We start from the raw sequence: 15,973 nt of genomic DNA, 5'->3' as shown, positions 1-15,973 counted from the left end.
AGCTAGACGTTGAGGCGGTAGCCGCGCTTGATGACGGTGGCTACCAGCGACGGATCTGGCAACGCCTGGCGGAGCCTGCTGATCGCCATGTCGAGCGCGTGCTCGCCGGGGGCGTCGGGCAGGCACTCCAGCAAGGCCTCGCGCGGCAGCACTGCTCCGCCGGCGCCGGCCAGCGCGCGGAAGATCGCCAGGGGCGTGGGGGACAGGTCCACCCGTTCGCCATCCAGGATGACCGAGCGGCCGCGGATCTCAAGCTCCCCGAGGACCGTGTTGAAGCGCTGGATCTGGTTGCCGGACAGGTGCTCCACCACCAGCCGGATGAGCGCGCCCATCCGGTACCGCTCCGGCATGATCGGCCGTACGCCCGCGTCCTCCAGCGGCTTGGCGGTGACCGGTCCCACCGCGGCGGCAACAACGTCGTGCTTGAAGGCGGTGACGAGCGCGTCGAAGAGGCCCAGCTCATGCGCGGTGCTCCACAGCGCATCGACCGCGGGCGCACTGGTAAAGGTGACCACGTCCAGTTGCCGGGTGATGACCGCCTCGATGAGCCGGCCCACCTTGCCATCGGCACCCTCCGGTTTGATCCAGCGGTAGGGAGTGACAGTCAGGATTGTGGCGCCGGCCTCGCGCATCCGGGCCAGCTGTTCGGCATCCGTGTACCCGTGCAGTTGGATGGCGACGGTCAGCCCTTCCACCCCCTCTTCCAGCAGCATGTCCACCATTGTGGCGGTGCGTTCGTCGTGGCTGATGCCGGCGTCGTCGAGTCCAGCCGCCCGCACTGCGCCGCGTGCTTTGGGACCGCGGACGAAGATCCGCGACGCCGCGAGGATGTCCATCAGGTCCTCGCCGAGACCGTGGGCGTCCGCGGCCTCGCACCAGCGGCGCATGCCGTAGGCGGTGGTGATCAGCGTGATGTCGGGGCGGGCGCCGAGAATGGCTGCGGTGTCCTGCATCAGCAGATGGTCTTCCGCCACCGGGGCGATCCGCAACGCGGGGGCATGCAGGACCTGGGCGCCGCGGCGTTCCAGCGCTGAGATCAGGTCTTCGGCCCGGCGGTCGGAGGTGACGCCGACGCGGAAGCCGGCCAGGGCGTGCGCGTTGGGCAGCTCCGCCACGTTGCGGAGGTCCTGGTCCGGAGGTTGGATAACGTCCCGGTCGGGAGCGGGAGCGGGAGCGGGAGCAGCGACTGGCGTGCCCATCATGCTCCCAGTTTGTCGGCGAGCTCGGCTAGCCTGCCGGCGGTCTCTTCGCAGCCATTGGCCAGTCGCACCACTTCACCGATGACCAGGATGGCAGGCGGTTTCACTCCGGCTGCCCCGGCGGCCGTGACGGCACCGGTCAGCGTGGAGATGGTGGTGCGTTGCGAATCGCTGTAGCCGCGCTCGATGATTGCTATCGGCATGTCGGCTTTCATCCCGGCGCGGCGCAGTCCAGCTGTGAGCTGGGGCAGGGTGCCGACACCCATCAGCACCACCACGGTTCCGCCGAGACCGGCGAGGTGTTCGTATTCAGCGTCGGTCAGCGGCGCGTGCCCGGAAACCACCGTGAACAGGTGGCTGACTTCGCGGTGCGTCACGGGGATGCCGGCGGCGGCCGGGACCGAGATGGCGCTGGTGATACCGGGGACCACGGTGACGGGGACACCTGCCTTAGCGCAGCTGATGACTTCCTCGCCGCCGCGGCCGAAGACATACGGGTCCCCGCCCTTGAGCCGGACCACATTGTTGCCGTCCTGCGCGGACTGGATCATCAGCCGTTCGATCTCGCGCTGCGTGACTTTATGGTGCCCGGGGCGCTTGCCGACGTCGATCAGCTCGGCGCCCGGCGCGTACTCGGCCAGGTTCCGGTGCGGGGCCAGCCGGTCAAAGAAGACGACGTCGGCCTCCTGCAGTACCTGCCGTGCCCGCACCGTCAGCAGGTCCCCGGCCCCGGGACCGCCGCCGACCAGGGTGACCTGGCCGCCCGGTGCTGCGGCTTCCTCCCGGGACACGAGCAGCCCCAGCCTGCGGCAGGTTTCCGGCAACGCCGACCAACGGATGTCGCCGTCGTCAATCGCCACCACCAGTGCCACGCCGTCGAGCATTTCCGGTTTGTACGCAGCGGGGGAGGACAGGGTGCGGACGGTGGCGCCGGCGGCACGGTAGCGGCGGATGGCACGCCGCGCAGCCTCGGGAGCGCCGGCGACGAGGACCGTGTAGCCGGTCAGATCCGTATTCGTGAACATAAGGCTTCTCCTTCAGGGGCGGACGTAGGCGTTCGGTTATTCGGCAGTGCGGACAGGGATCGAGGAGCCGAGCAGCACCGGGCCCTCGCCGGCGGCTGCAGCGGCACGTTCGTCCTCGGTTGCGGGGCGGATCATGCCGCGCTCGCTGACGTTGGCGATCGAGTTATCCTGCTGGTCCGGCGCGTTCACAAACGAGCGAAAACGCCGCAGCCGGTCCGGGTTTTTCAGCGTAGCGGCCCACTCATCCTCGTAGTTATCAACGTGACGTGCCATTGCTGCCTCGAGGTCATCGGCGATCCCGAGGACGTCATTGATGACGACGTCCTTGACATGTTCGATGCCGCCGTCCAGGTCTTCGACCCAGCGTGCCGTACGCTGCAACCGGTCCGCCGTGCGGATGTAGTACATCAGGTAGCGGTCGATGTATTTGACCAGCGTTTCGTCGTCCAGGTCCTTGGCCAGCAGCTGGGCATGTGCCGGGTTGGCCCCGCCGTTTCCGCCTACATACAGGTTCCAGCCATCCGCGGTGGCGATCACCCCAACGTCCTTACCTCGGGCCTCCGCGCACTCCCGGGCGCAGCCGGAAACACCCATCTTGAACTTGTGCGGGGCACGCAGCCCCCGGTAGCGCAGCTCCATTCGGGTGCCCATCGCCACCGAGTCCTGCACCCCGAAGCGGCACCAGGTGGAGCCGACACAACTCTTCACATTGCGCAATGCTTTGCCGTACGCCTGGCCCGACTCGAAGCCCGCTTCCACCAGTTCCTTCCAGATCTCCGGCAGCTGCTCCAGCCGGGCACCGAACATGTCAATCCGCAGGGCGCCGGTGATCTTGGTGTAGAGCCCGTACTTCTCCGCCACGCGGGCGATCACGCCGAGCTTCTCCGGGGTGATTTCGCCTCCGGGGATACGCGGGACCACCGAGTAGGTGCCGTTTTTCTGCATGTTGGCCAGTGCGCGGTCGTTGGTGTCCTGCAGCGTGCCGCGGCCGCCGTCGAGCGGGTATTCGGTCAGCTGCGACGCGAGGATGGAGCCGATGGCGGGCTTGCAGATGTCGCAGCCCAGCGGGGCACGCGTGGCCGTGGTGCCGTCCGCAAGCTCCAGCTCCACCGGGGTGCCGAAGCGCAGGAAGATCTCCTCGGCACTGGTCAGCTCCAGGGCGCGCACCGCCTCGAAGAGCTCCGCGCGGGAGAGAGCGAAATGCTCGCACAGGGCTTTCGAAACGGTGATGCCGTTCTTGGTCAGCTCGGTTTCGAGCAGCTTCTTGAGCATCGGGACGCACGAGCCGCACTGGGTGCCCGCGCGGGTGCAGGCCTTCAGTCCGCCGAGGTCCTGGACCGGGTCCTGGCCCTCGCAGGCGCCGCAGCCGTTGACCGCGTCCCGGATGGAGCCGGCCGCCACGTTGTTGCACGAGCACAAGATCGCGTCGTCCGGCAGCTCGGTGTCCGGGGCGTCCCCGCCGCCAGCAGCGGAGAGGTACGCCCCGGGTTCGGCGGGCAGCTCACGGCCCAGCAGCGGGCGCAGGCTCTGGTACGGGGCGGCGTCGCCAACGAAGATGCCGCCGAGCAAGGTCTTGGCGTCGTCGGTGGTGACGATCTTCTGGTAGACGCCGCGGGCCGGATCCGCGTAGACGATTTCCAGCGCGTGCTCCGTCTTCGCGAACGCGTCGCCGAAGCTGGCCACGTCCACGCCGGAGAGCTTGAGCTTGGTGGCGGTGTCGAAGCCGGTGAAGGTGGCTTGCCCGCCGGACAGCCGGTCCGCGACGATCTCGGCCATGGAGTTCGCCGGCGCCACCAGTCCTACACACAGGCCGCCAAAGTTGGCGACTTCGCCCACGGCCCAGATATTCTCGACGTCGGTGGCGCAGGTTTCGTCGATCACGATGCCACCGCGTGCGCCCATCCGGAAGACGGGGACGAAGTCCTCATCGCCCAGCTCCACAGGCTTACCGGCGGCCCGGCTGGCGGCCGCTTCGGCTTCGGCCTTGGTCCGGTTGTTGATGGTCCGCGCCAGTTCGTCGCGTGGCCGGACGCCGATGGATACCACTACCATGTCCGCCGGGATGATCCGGCCGTCGGCCATTTCGACGCCGGTGACTACCGGTTCGCCGTCCGCGCCGGGCTCGGCCAGGACGGCCTTGGGGAAAACGCCGCCATGGACTTCCAGGCCCTTTTCGGCGACGAGCCGTCCCATGGCCTGGCCCGCACCCTCGTCCAGCTGGGTGCCCATCAGCCACTTGCCGCCGTCGATAATCACGGGCTTGGCCCCGAGGCTCTGCAGCCCGGCCGCCGCCTCAAGCCCCAGCAGCCCGCCGCCGATCGTCACCGCGTTGATGGTGCGGCCGTGATTTTTGGTCAGCTCGGCGACCTGTTTGTTGATGCCCCAAACATCCTCCAGCGTGCGGTACACGCTGGTATGCTCGCTGCCGGGAATGGGCAGGGTGGCGGCGTTGGATCCGGTGGCCAGCACCAGTTCGTCGTACGGGTAGCGGCCGCCGCCTGTCGTGATGACTTCTTTGGCTGCCAGGTCCAGATCCACCGCACGTGCCCCGGTAACCAAGGTGACGCCGTCGTTCTCCCAGAGGTTCTTGTCTCCCAGCGTGAGGTCCACGTCCGTTTCGGTCAGCGCCTTGCTCAGCGCCACTCGGTCGTATGGCAGGTGGACTTCCTCGGTCAGCACAGTGATGGCCGTTCCGGCGGCGGCGACGACGTTCCGGGCGCACATGGCCTCGACGAAGCGGTGCGCGGCGGGGCCGCCGCCGATGACCACAATCCGGCGCGGTGCAGTGAATCGCGGTTCAGTGGATTCCGACTGGTTCATGGGCCTACCTCTGGTTAGGGTGCGGTTTCCTGGCGCCGGCCCGAAGGTTGCGGACAACTTGAGTGTTGCGGCCTGCAGGTCCCGGAGCGTTGGATCCCAGCCTAGGAGCCTGCCGTTGCGCCCTAATTTCCCTACTGTTTCCCGCAGTTGACTTTTCCCTGGCCATTTCCCGGGGAGGGCGTGAAGAATCCGAAATCTGCCCGAAACATACGACGGCGGGTCGTCGCCTTCCGCTTGGATTGGCAGTCCGGCGTGGGAGGGCCGGCGCATCACAAATGCCCTCCCTGGCAGTGAGAAGCGTTTTACCAAGCCGAAACAGGGCCGAGGGCCGGCTGAAACACGGGCTCCGTAGCGTGGTAGCCATCGACAACCGATCCAACACCGAACGGGGTTCATGATGACCGTACTTACTGCTCCCGAGATGCACCTTGCCGCGGATACCCTCGACTGGCACACCGTCTGCGGCGTTGCCGATCTGGAAGTTGCCTGGGGCGAGGCCGCGCTGATCGACGGCGAACAGGTGGCCCTGATCAAGGTCTCCGCCAGCGAGGTCTACGCGGTTTCCCACCGGGACCCGGCCACCGGCGCCCACGTCATGGCCCGGGGCATCGTTGGCAACAAGGGCTGGCACCGGACGCTCGCATCGCCCCTGCATAAAGAGGTCTACGACCTGGCGACGGGGGAGTGCTTCACTGATCCGGCCTTGTCCCTGCGGGTCTACCCGGTCCGGCTGCGCGATGGCATGGTCACCGTTGGACTGCCGGCCGGCGCCGCCGTCGGAATCGCCGCATGACTGCCGCCGGTGTGCTGAGCAACCTGGACTGCGAGCCGTGGGGTGGGTTGGTGGATGTCCACGCCGCGAGTTCGCTGGTGGCGGCGTCCCACGGCACCAGTTCGCTGGCCGGCCAGTCAGCCATTGGCAACCTGGTTCGTGCCGTGGCCCGTCGCCGGCCGGACCTAAACGTGGCAGAAGCATTCGTGGACGTGCAGCAGCCCGACGTCTCCACGGTGCTGGGCGGGCTGGCCGAAGACGCGCGGATCGTGCCACTGCTGCTCTCCGCCGGGTACCACGTCCACGTCGACCTGGCCGAGGCCGCTGCCTGCCACGAAAGTGCATCAGTGACCCGTGCACTCGGCCCGGACCCGCGGCTGGTTAAGGTCTTGGCCCGCAGGCTGCAGGAAAGCGGTCTGAGGCGGGGCGACCGCGTCATCCTCGGTGCGGCCGGCTCCACCGATGCCCGGGCCGTGGCCGACTGCGAAACTACGGCGCGCATGCTGGGGAAGTACCTCGGCATGAAGGTGGCCACCGGCTACATCTCCGCCGCGCAGCCTGAACTGAAGTCAGCCGTCGCCGTCGAACGCGCCCGAATCGCTAAGCGGCGCTTCGCCGGCAGGAACGCCCGCGTGGTGGTGGCAGCCTACCTGCTGGCTCCGGGGTATTTCGCCTCGCTGGCTGCCAGCTGCGGAGCCGACATCGTCACCGAACCGCTGCTGGTGCCGGATCAGGAACCGCCCGCCGAGCTGGTCAACCTGGTGCTGGAGCGGTTCACCCGCGGCTGAGTTTTTCCAGAAGCCGGGCTACGTCAACGCGAGAACGTCTCTTAGCCACGAGATCGTTCCTCGGACGAGGACGTGGACGCCGGGAGGAACGATCTCGCGATCGGCAGCTCACACGCACCCGCACCGCTACAGCCCGAGGGCGTCGCTGATGTCTTCCTTGATGGTCTCCAGCGTGCCGCGGACCTTGTCATGCATCCCGGTCAGTTCATCGGCACCGTCCACCGGCTGAACCACTTCGATGTAGCACTTGAGCTTCGGCTCGGTCCCGCTGGGCCGGATGATGACCCGTGAGCCGTCCCGGGTCAGGTACTGCAGCCCGTCGGTCGGCGGCAGGTCCGCGCTGCCTTCGGCAAGATCCAGCGTCGAGTCCACCGGCGAACCACCGAACGACGACGGCGGGTTTTCGCGGAGCCGGTGCATCATGGCGCCCAGCAGATCCAGGCTGCCCACCCGGACGGAGAGCTGGTCTGTGGCGTGGATGCCGTGCGCCAGATGGAGCTCGTCGAGTTCGTCGCGGACGTCGCGGCCCTTGGCAATGGAATCGGCCGCATACTCGGCAACCAGCAGGGCGGCGGAAATACCGTCCTTGTCCTTGACCAGGTCGGGAGCCACGCAATAACCAAGCGCCTCCTCATAGCCGTAAGACAGGCCGGGCACGCGCGAGATCCACTTGAAGCCGGTCAGCGTCTGCACATGCGCGATGCCGTGCCGCTCGGCGATCTTGCCCAGCAGCCGCGAGGACACGATGGAGTTGGCGAAGACCGGCACAGCGCCACCGGCACCCTCGACCGCGAAACCAGTGCTCCCCGAAGCCGCGTCAACGGCGTCGTTGGCTGAATCCATGTCCGCCTGCGCCCTCAGCCGGTCTGCCATGTGCGTGCCCAGCAGGGCGCCCACATCGTCGCCGCGGAGCATGCCCCACTTGCCGGTTTCGGGCCGCTTCACGGCGACGGCGGCGCGGTCCGCATCCGGATCGTTGGCGAGCACGATGTCCGCATCAATCCGCTCGGCCAGTTCGAGGGCCAGGTCCAGCGCGCCGGGTTCCTCCGGGTTCGGAAAGGCCACGGTGGGAAACAGTGGATCCGGCTCGGCCTGCTCCTCGACCAAAGTGACGTCTTCAAATCCGGCCCTCCGCAGTACGTTCAGCGCGGTCTTCCCGCCGACCCCGTGCATGGGCGTCAGCACGATCTTCAGCCGGCGGGACGGGAAATGCCGCGGATCGGCCAGTGCGGTGACGGCGTCCACATAGGCGTCTTCGATGGAATCGGGTTCGCCCGAAGCCGGCAGGACGGTCCAGCCGTCCTCGGCCAGCGCGATGCCTTCCAACCCGTCGAACGCGGCAATCTCGGCGGCAATCTGCTCATCCGCCGGCGCCACAATCTGCGCACCGCGGCCACTTTCCTCCACGGTCCGCCCGCCCAGGTACACCTTGTAGCCGTTGTCCTGCGGCGGATTGTGGCTCGCCGTCACCATCACCCCGCCGTCGCATTCGAGGGCACGCACCGCATAGGCGAGCACCGGCGTCGGAAGCGCCGACGGCAGCAGGAAGGTTTCGATGCCGGACGCGGTGAAGATGGCCGCGGTTTCCTGCGCGAAAATGTCCGAATTGCGCCGCGCGTCATAACCAACGACGGCGCGTGGCCGGCCATGGGTGCCCACCTTGGCTACCAGGAATCTCGCCAGCCCCGCGGCCGCATGGCGCACCACTACCCGGTTCATCCGGTTCGGTCCGGGGCCGAGCGCCGCCCGCAGTCCGGCGGTGCCGAATTCAAGCCGGCCGCTGAAACTGTCCGCCAGTTCCTGCTGCGCCGCGGATCCGGCCTGGCCTTCCTCGCGGGTCCGTTCCAGTAGTTCCCGGAGTTCCTGCACGGTCTGCGGGTCCGGATCCTGCGCCATCCAGGCTTCGGCGGCGGCGGTGAGGGAAGCCAACGGATCCTGTTCGGAGTCAGTCAATGGGGTTACCTAGTCCTTTTAGAGCTTGGCGATGATGTCGGCCAGCAAGCGCGAGATGCGTGCTCCGGCGGCTTGCCCGGCTTCGATCACTTCCTGGTGGCTGAGCGGGACGGGGCTGATGCCGGCAGCCAGGTTGGTGACCAGCGAAATGCCGAAAACTTCCATCCCGGCATGGCGGGCTGCGATTGCCTCCAGCGCAGTGGACATGCCTACCAGATCCGCGCCGATCCGCTTGGAGTACTGCACCTCCGCCGGCGTCTCGTAGTGCGGGCCGGTGAACTGCGCGTAGACGCCCTCGTCCAGGCTCGGGTCCACCTCTTTGGCCAGTGCGCGGATACGAGAGGAGTAAAGATCCGTCAGGTCCACGAACGTCGCGCCTTCAAGCGGCGACCTGGCCGTGAGGTTTATGTGGTCGCTGATCAGGACCGGCGTGCCGGGCGTCCAGTCCGGGTTGAGGCCGCCGCAGCCGTTGGTCAACACCAGTGTTTTCGCGCCGGCCGCCGCTGCCGTGCGCACCCCGTGGACCACCGCGCGCACACCTTTGCCCTCGTAGAAATGCGTGCGGGCACCGAGTACGAGGGCCCGCTTGCCGTCCGGAGTCAACACAGACCGGATGGTGCCGACGTGGCCCTCGACCGTCGGCGCGGAGAAGCCGGGAATCGACCAGGCGTCCAGGGTGTGGGTGGTCTCGCCGATCAGCTCGGCGGCCCCGCCCCAGCCGGAACCGAGCACCAGCGCGACGTCGTGGTTCTGCACGCCGGTCTGTTTGGCTATGTACGAGGCGGCCGCGGAGGCAAGTTCAAACGGATCAATAGTCACACAGATAACCTACCCGCTGCCCGCCGCAGGCTCCATAGCTCACACCGGATGCCGCCGTCGTCTGGCACGATCAGGTTGAGTGGCGTGATCAGGTGCGACAGAATGGCGAGTGTGACGAACCAAATTGATTTCAGCGCCCCCCGTCTGGTGATCCTGGGCGGCGGCCCGGGCGGATACGAAGCCGCCATGGTGGCCAACTCACTCGGGGCGAAGGTGACCGTCATTGAGCGCAAGGGCATGGGCGGCTCGGCCGTGCTCACCGACGTTGTGCCCTCCAAAACCCTGATTGCGACGGCGGACGCCATGCGCCGCGTCGTCGGCGCCCACGATCTGGGTGTGCGGTTCGACGAGGGCTCCCGCGCAGCCTTTGTCGACCTGCAGACCGTCAATTCGCGCCTGCTCAAGCTTGCCGAAAGCCAGTCTTCGGACATCCACCGCGGGCTGGAGCGTGCCGGCGTACGGGTCATCATCGGCAACGGCCGGCTCGCCGATTCGAACACCATCACGGTCGAAACCGAGACCGGTACGGAGACCATCGACGCGGATGCCGTGCTGGTCGCCACCGGTGCCACCCCGCGCGAGCTGCCCTCGGCCAAGCCGGACGGGGAGCGCATCTTCAACTGGACCCAGGTCTACAACCTGACCGAAATTCCGGAGCACCTCATCGTGGTCGGTTCCGGCGTCACGGGCGCCGAGTTCGCCTCCGCCTACCGGATGCTCGGCACCAAGGTCACACTGGTCTCCTCACGCGACCGCGTGCTGCCCGGCGAAGACGCGGATGCCGCCGAGGTGCTGGAAGAGGTTTTCGCCCGCAGCGGGATGACTGTTCTCTCGAAGTCCCGTGCCAACGCAGTGGAAAGGACCGACGACGGCGTCCGGGTCACGCTGAACGACGGACGGATCGTGGATGGTTCGCACTGCCTGCTGGCAGTCGGCGGCGTTCCCAACACCTCGGGCATCGGGCTGGAAGAGGCAGGCGTGGCGCTGTCGGAAAGCGGCCACATCCAGGTGGACGGCGTCTCGCGCACCACTGCCTCGCACATCTACGCTGCCGGTGACTGCACGGGCGTCTTCGCCCTGGCTTCCGTGGCGGCCATGCAGGGCCGGATCGCCGTGGCGCACCTGCTGGGCGATTCGGTGATGCCGCTGAAGCTCAAGCGGGTCGCCTCCAACATCTTCACCAGCCCGGAAATCGCCACCGTCGGTGTGACCGAAGAGGACATCGCGGCCGGCAAGTACCAGGGGGACGTGATCAAGCTGTCGCTGAACACCAACCCGCGGGCCAAAATGATGAACGTGACGGAGGGCTTCGTGAAGATCATTGCCCGCCGCGGTTCGGGCACCGTAATCGGCGGCGTCGTAGTGGCCCCGCGCGCCTCCGAGCTAATCTTCCCGATCGCGCTGGCCGTGACGCAGAAGCTGCACGTGGATGATGTCGCCAACACGTTTACCGTCTACCCGTCGCTGACCGGCTCCATCTCCGAGGCCGCCCGCCGGCTGCACGTCCACCTGTAACGCCGAACCTGCCCTGGTCGCGGAACTGCCGGCCGACATCTGTTCAAGCACGCGCGGATCTTCCCGATAAGGTTATGTCCGGACGGCAAGCGCAATTCATCTGACGAGGGGCGGGGCGGGTGCACAGGCGGAGCAAGATTCTCAAAAACAAGACGTTGCAGAATGTGGGACTGGCGGTCCTGCTGCTGGCCACGCTGGCGGCATTCGTCTACGCCTTCCTGCCCAAGCCGCCTGCAACGCCGGTGGGCGGGACAACGCAGCCAGCGGAAGCCACGTCGTCGTCCGCTCCAACGGAAACCACCACTTCCAGCCCTTCGCCGTCCGCCACGGCCACCGAAACCGAGGAAGCCGAGCCGCCCGTTGCGGCCTTCCTGGGCGATTCCTACACCGAGGGCATCGGCGCTTCCAGCCAGGAGAACCGCTGGAGCACGCTGGTGGCGCTGGAGCTGGGCTGGGAAGAGATGAACCACGGAATCTCGGGCACCGGCTACGCCACCAATGCCCAAGGCCCGGGATACCTGGACCGGCTGGACGACGTTATCGCGGACAATCCGGATGTGGTGGTGGTCTCCGGCGGGCAGAACGATTTCAGCACCTACCAGTTCGATCCGCAGGGCACGATCCAAGCCATTTCCAGCGTCTACGAGGAGTTGCGCGCAGAGCTGCCCGACGCCGAAATTATCGCCGTCGGCCCGTCCACGCCAAGCGCCGCGGACCAGACTGTCTTTGCCCTCAACGCGGCGGTGCAGGAAGCGGCGGAGAGCATCGATGCCACCTATGTGAGCCTGCTGGATCCCGATGTGTTTACGCTCGAGATGATCCAGCCGGACGGAGCCCATGTGGACGACGCCGGCCATGCGGCGATTGCCGAACGCGTCATCAACGCGGTGGAGTAAACGAGCTGCGGAGCGGACCAAGTCCTCTCTGCCTGGCTGAACCTAGACGGTCAGGACCTGGATGAGCCGCCAGCCTTCCGGAATCTGCTGTTCCAGGGCGATTTTCGCCTCGGCATAGTCAACTCCTTCGGCTTCAATTTCTTTGATTTCCACCGGTTGAATTTTCCCTATTACCTTGACCACAAGGCCAGACTAACCTGTTCCGGCGGCGGTCCGGGGGAGCGGCGCAGGTGGTTCCGGTCACCCCACCGGAGCGTGCACTCATTCCGCCGAGATGCTGTTGCCGGAGCCCTCGTCGTCGATCTGCGGATTACCGGCGCTGAAGGTGACCTGATTGCCCTGTCCTTCGAGGGCGATCTTGCCTACCTCGCCGGCATGCAGCGTGTTGTTGCTGCCCTCGGCCCGGAGCTCGCCAGCTTTCTCCACGGTGACATTGTTCCGCGGCCCGTCGACATCGATTTCACTGACCGATTCGGCCCGCACCGTGGTGCCGGAAGACAGGATGTCGATTTCCTGGCAATGGCCCGTGACGGTCAGGGTAATGCCGTTGCCCAGCACTTCGATCTTCCCGCCGCCGTCACAGACAAGTTCCACGTCCGCGTCGGCCAGTGTGAGTTTGCGTTCCCGGCCAGGCGACAGGATCGGCTGCGCCAACGTGGTGCTGCTCGTCGGCGGCGTGGCGGGGGCCTCAACCGCAGCGGGAGCCTCAGCCGCGGTGCGGTCCTCAGCCGGCGCAGGTGCCGCCGGCGCGGGCGCAGACCCATGCACAGCACTGCCGATCGGGGTAGCGGTGTCCGTCGTGGCGTTCGTCGTACAGCCGGACATCAGGAGCACGACGGCGGCAAGACCCACCACGGTGCGCAGGGCCGGCTGGTACTTCATCGGACACTCCCTCGATCAGCGTGCGCGATGGACGCCCGTCCGCTGAGGCCGGCGGAGCCATCGCCCTACCCAGAGGCTAGCCCATGCAGGTTGGAAAATAACTGCAACGGCACAACCCGGTGGCGATATCCGGCAACTCTGCGCCGAAGCCGGCCAACCGCCGTCGTTATTTGCCCAGGCCGGCGCGGCGCAGGGCTTCCGCCATCGCGGTGTTTCCCGGAGCCGGTTCCTTGCCGTTGTCCCGGCCACGCGGCGGATTGGGACGGCCGCCGCGGGAGTTGCTGCGGGATTCCCCGCGGTCACGGGACGGGACGGGCCGGCCACCCTTGCCCGAGCCGCCGTTACCTGAGGATCCCTTGTCCGCGGAGCCGTCCCTGCCCGCACCTGCGCGTCCGCCCTGCTTGGCACCGGCTTCGTCGTCCAGTCGCAGGGTGAGCGAAATGCGCTTGCGGTCCGGGTCGGCCTCGAGCACCTTGACCTTGACTACCTGGCCGGACTTGACCACTTCGTGCGGGTCCGAGATGAACTTGTCGGACATGGCGGAAATGTGGACCAGCCCGTCCTGGTGCACGCCGACGTCGACGAACGCGCCGAACGCGGCCACGTTGGTGACGGTCCCTTCCAAAATCATGCCCGCAACCAGATCGGAGATCTTCTCCACACCCTCGGAGAAGGATGCCGTGGTGAATGTGGGCCGCGGGTCCCGGCCGGGCTTCTCGAGTTCGGAGATGATGTCCCGCACGGTGGGCAGGCCGAAGGAGTCGTCCACGAAGGTCTGCGGGTCCAGCGTTGCCAGTGAGCCCACCCCGCGCGGCACATCGGCGGCCGCGGCGCCGGCGGCCGAAAGGATTTTGCGGGCCACGCCGTAGGCTTCGGGGTGCACGCTGGAGGAGTCCAGCGGCTCGGCGCCGCCGGTGATCCGCAGGAAGCCCGCGCACTGCTCAAACGCCTTGGCGCCCAGCCGCGGAACCTTCTTCAGGTCCGCGCGCTTGGCAAATGGCCCGTTCTCGTTCCGGAAGGACACAATGTTCTCGCTGAGCAGCGGGCCGACGCCGGCCACCCTGGCCAACAGCGACGGCGAAGCGGTGTTCACGTCCACGCCGACGGCGTTCACGCAGTCCTCCACCACTGCGTCCAGCGAACGCTCCAGTTTGGTGGCGGTGATGTCGTGCTGGTACTGGCCGACGCCGATGGATTTCGGATCGATCTTCACCAGTTCGGCCAGCGGATCCTGCAGCCGGCGGGCAATGGACACTGCACCGCGGATCGAGACGTCCAGCTCCGGCAACTCGGCGGAGGCCAGGGCGGACGCCGAGTAGATGGAGGCCCCCGCCTCGGAGACCACCAGTTTCTGGATTTTCTGTTTCGGCGCCAGCAGCTTGATCAGCTCGGTGGCCAGCTTGTCCGTTTCGCGGGAGGCGGTGCCGTTGCCGATGGCCACCAGATCCACGTTGTGCTTTTCGGACAGGCGGGCCAGGGTGACCAGCGCATCGTCCCACTTCTTGGCCGGCGCGTGCGGGTAGATGGTGTCCGTGGCGACCACCTTGCCGGTGCCATCGACCACGGCGACCTTCACACCGGTCCGCAGTCCCGGATCCAGCCCGAGCGTGGCGCGGTTCCCGGCGGGGGCAGCCAGCAGCACGTCGCGCAGGTTGGCCGCGAAGATCCGCACGGCTTCGTCCTCGGCGTCGGTGAAGAGGCGCACGCGCAGGTCGATCGCGAGCTTGACCAGAATCCGGCGCCAGCCCAGCTGTGCCGTCTGCATCAGCCACTTGTCCGCCGGCCGGCCCTGGTCGGCGACACCGAGTTTGTAGGCCACCGCGTTTTCGTAGCGGCCGCGTTTAGCCGCGAACTCTTCCTTGTCCGAAGCGTCGCCCTCGACAATGTTCAGGTCCAGCACGCCTTCCTTCTCGCCGCGCAGCAGCGCCAGGACACGGTGCGAGGGCAGGCCGGACGGGACCTGCGCGAAGTCGAAATAGTCGGCGAACTTCTGCCCCTCGGACTCCAAGCCTTCACGCACCTGGGCGCGGACCAGCCCCTGCTTCCAGAGCCGTTCGCGCAGCTCGGTGACCAGATCCGCGTCCTGGCTGATCCGCTCCACGAGGATGGAGCGCGCCCCGGCCAACGCTTCGACCGCGTCGTTGATGGCATGCTCGGAGTTCAGGTAGCCGGCAGCTTCAGCCTCAGGCTCAAGGCGAGGGTTGGCGAGGAGTGCGTCCGCCAGCGGCTCGAGCCCTGCCTCGCGGGCGATCTGCGCCTTGGTCCGCCGTTTGGACTTGAACGGCAGGTAGATGTCTTCGAGCCGGGCCTTCGTGTCCGCGGCCTTGATGCTCGCTTCCAGCGCGGCGGTCAGCTTGCCCTGCTGCGCAATGCTTTCCAGCACCGAACGACGGCGGTCCTCGAGCTCGCGGAGGTAGCGCAGCCGTTCTTCCAGGTCACGCAGCTGGGCATCATCGAGCGTGCCGGTGACTTCCTTGCGGTAGCGGGCGATGAACGGCACGGTGGAACCGCCGTCGAGCAGCTCCACGGCGGCCTTGACCTGCCAAGGCTTGACGCCGAGTTCTTCGGCAATCTGGGCGTAGATCCGGGCGTTGAGCTGGTCCGGATCAACCGGCTTCAGAGCGGGGCTGGCGGCGGGCACTGCGGAGTTGGGCGTTTGCGTCACCCGATCCATTTTGCCGCATACGGGCGGCAGCGTGGGAAACGGTGGCGGAGTTGGAGCGTCACTGCTCGTCAGGGTAGTAAAAGCCGTAGTCGTCATACGGATCCCGCCAGGCGGACTCGTCCCGGGTAATGCGTCTAACGTCCGACGCCGGAACCCACTGTGTGCGCATGGAACCGTTTTCGTCCACCCACTTGAGCTGGACCGTGGTGCGGTCCCAGGAAATGGCCTTCGCATCCACGGTGTCCTCGGCGCCGGGGCCGAGGCGCGCGCGCACATAGGGCTCACGGCGGTAGGGCGCCCGGGCGACTTTTCCGCGCTTAACCGGGCGTCCGCCGTCGTTCCTTGCGTACTCCCTGGCGGTCACAACATCCACTTTATTCACGAACGCGAGCATGGCAGCCGGCTCGGACACTATTCGTGCGGACCGGCAGCCATTCGGCGAATCCCTGTTATTCCCAGGGCGAGGCACTAGCATGGGGCCAACTGCCAATCATCGGACGTGGGGATCCAATGGGACTAAAACGAAAATGGCGCCGCCTGAGCGACGCAAAGAAGCGGAACATCGCCAATACTGTGGTGGCGGTGCTGGCCGTGCTGGTGCTGGCGGCGGTTGCCTACGCCATGCTGGCGTAAGTGCCG

13 protein-coding genes are annotated in these 15,973 nt (G+C 67.0%); 5 read left to right on the top strand and 8 right to left on the bottom strand.

Translation table 11 applies throughout. From position 1 onward, the window contains the following. Nucleotides 1-2: 2 nt before the first annotated feature. The 3 genes from B0G38_RS02920 to nirB are packed head-to-tail and all read right to left on the bottom strand — an operon-like array spanning nt 3 to nt 5,044. Nucleotides 3-1,202 carry a uroporphyrinogen-III synthase gene (locus B0G38_RS02920; protein WP_264668057.1) on the bottom strand — a complete coding sequence of 400 codons (1,200 nt, stop codon included), beginning with the start codon at nt 1,200-1,202 and terminating at the stop codon, nt 3-5. Further along, nucleotides 1,199-2,224 carry a uroporphyrinogen-III C-methyltransferase gene (cobA, locus tag B0G38_RS02915; protein ID WP_264668056.1) on the bottom strand — a complete coding sequence of 342 codons (1,026 nt, stop codon included), beginning with the start codon at nt 2,222-2,224 and terminating at the stop codon, nt 1,199-1,201. The genes B0G38_RS02920 and cobA overlap by 4 nt, the downstream gene beginning before the upstream one ends. 36 nt (nt 2,225-2,260) lie before the next feature. Further along, nucleotides 2,261-5,044, bottom strand: coding sequence for a nitrite reductase large subunit NirB (gene nirB / locus B0G38_RS02910; protein ID WP_264668055.1), 2,784 nt, complete (start codon nt 5,042-5,044; stop codon nt 2,261-2,263). 397 nt (nt 5,045-5,441) lie between these two features. Here nirB and nirD point away from each other — a divergent pair, with 397 nt between their 5' ends. Together nirD and B0G38_RS02900 are read left to right on the top strand one after the other, a co-directional pair. Beyond that, nucleotides 5,442-5,837 carry a nitrite reductase small subunit NirD gene (gene nirD / locus B0G38_RS02905; protein WP_264668054.1) on the top strand — a complete coding sequence of 132 codons (396 nt, stop codon included), beginning with the start codon at nt 5,442-5,444 and terminating at the stop codon, nt 5,835-5,837. Continuing rightward, complete coding sequence (locus tag B0G38_RS02900) at nt 5,834-6,604, top strand: sirohydrochlorin chelatase (RefSeq protein WP_264668053.1); 771 nt, start codon at nt 5,834-5,836, stop codon at nt 6,602-6,604. The genes nirD and B0G38_RS02900 overlap by 4 nt, the downstream gene beginning before the upstream one ends. A gap of 126 nt (nt 6,605-6,730) precedes the next feature. Here B0G38_RS02900 and B0G38_RS02895 read toward each other — a convergent pair whose 3' ends face one another. Beyond that, a complete protein-coding gene (locus tag B0G38_RS02895) occupies nt 6,731-8,500 on the bottom strand; it encodes a phospho-sugar mutase (protein ID WP_264668268.1) in 1,770 nt (589 codons plus the stop codon). 75 nt (nt 8,501-8,575) lie between these two features. After that, a complete protein-coding gene (locus B0G38_RS02890; RefSeq protein WP_264668052.1) occupies nt 8,576-9,376 on the bottom strand; it encodes a purine-nucleoside phosphorylase in 801 nt (266 codons plus the stop codon). A 111-nt stretch (nt 9,377-9,487) separates the two neighbouring features. Between B0G38_RS02890 and B0G38_RS02885 the strand changes: the two genes are divergently transcribed. Next, the gene (locus B0G38_RS02885; protein WP_264668051.1) at nt 9,488-10,891 is read left to right on the top strand and encodes an NAD(P)H-quinone dehydrogenase; all 1,404 of its coding nucleotides are present in this window, start codon (nt 9,488-9,490) and stop codon (nt 10,889-10,891) included. Nucleotides 10,892-11,055: 164 nt separating this feature from the next. Continuing rightward, nucleotides 11,056-11,787, top strand: a complete 732-nt coding sequence (locus tag B0G38_RS02880) for an SGNH/GDSL hydrolase family protein (protein ID WP_264668050.1) — start codon at nt 11,056-11,058, stop codon at nt 11,785-11,787. Nucleotides 11,788-12,048: 261 nt separating this feature from the next. Here the strand turns inward: B0G38_RS02880 and B0G38_RS02875 are convergent, their stop codons facing one another. The 3 genes from B0G38_RS02875 to B0G38_RS02865 form a co-directional block, all read right to left on the bottom strand. Next, nucleotides 12,049-12,669: a DUF3060 domain-containing protein gene (locus B0G38_RS02875; RefSeq protein WP_264668049.1), complete on the bottom strand. Its 621-nt coding sequence runs from the start codon at nt 12,667-12,669 to the stop codon at nt 12,049-12,051. A gap of 166 nt (nt 12,670-12,835) precedes the next feature. Then, entirely contained in the window at nt 12,836-15,334 is a 2,499-nt protein-coding gene (locus tag B0G38_RS02870) for a Tex family protein (protein WP_264668048.1), read from the bottom strand. A 58-nt stretch (nt 15,335-15,392) separates the two neighbouring features. Then, nucleotides 15,393-15,698, bottom strand: coding sequence for a hypothetical protein (locus B0G38_RS02865; protein WP_264668047.1), 306 nt, complete (start codon nt 15,696-15,698; stop codon nt 15,393-15,395). 146 nt (nt 15,699-15,844) lie between these two features. On the opposite strand from B0G38_RS02865, the gene B0G38_RS02860 reads away from it, so the two are divergent. Beyond that, entirely contained in the window at nt 15,845-15,967 is a 123-nt protein-coding gene (locus B0G38_RS02860) for a hypothetical protein (protein ID WP_264668046.1), read from the top strand. Nucleotides 15,968-15,973: the final 6 nt, after the last annotated feature.

Origin of the sequence: Crystallibacter permensis (assembly GCF_025960875.1) — a bacterium.
Taxonomy (GTDB): domain Bacteria; phylum Actinomycetota; class Actinomycetes; order Actinomycetales; family Micrococcaceae; genus Crystallibacter; species Crystallibacter permensis.
This window is presented reverse-complemented; position numbering and strand designations above follow the sequence as displayed.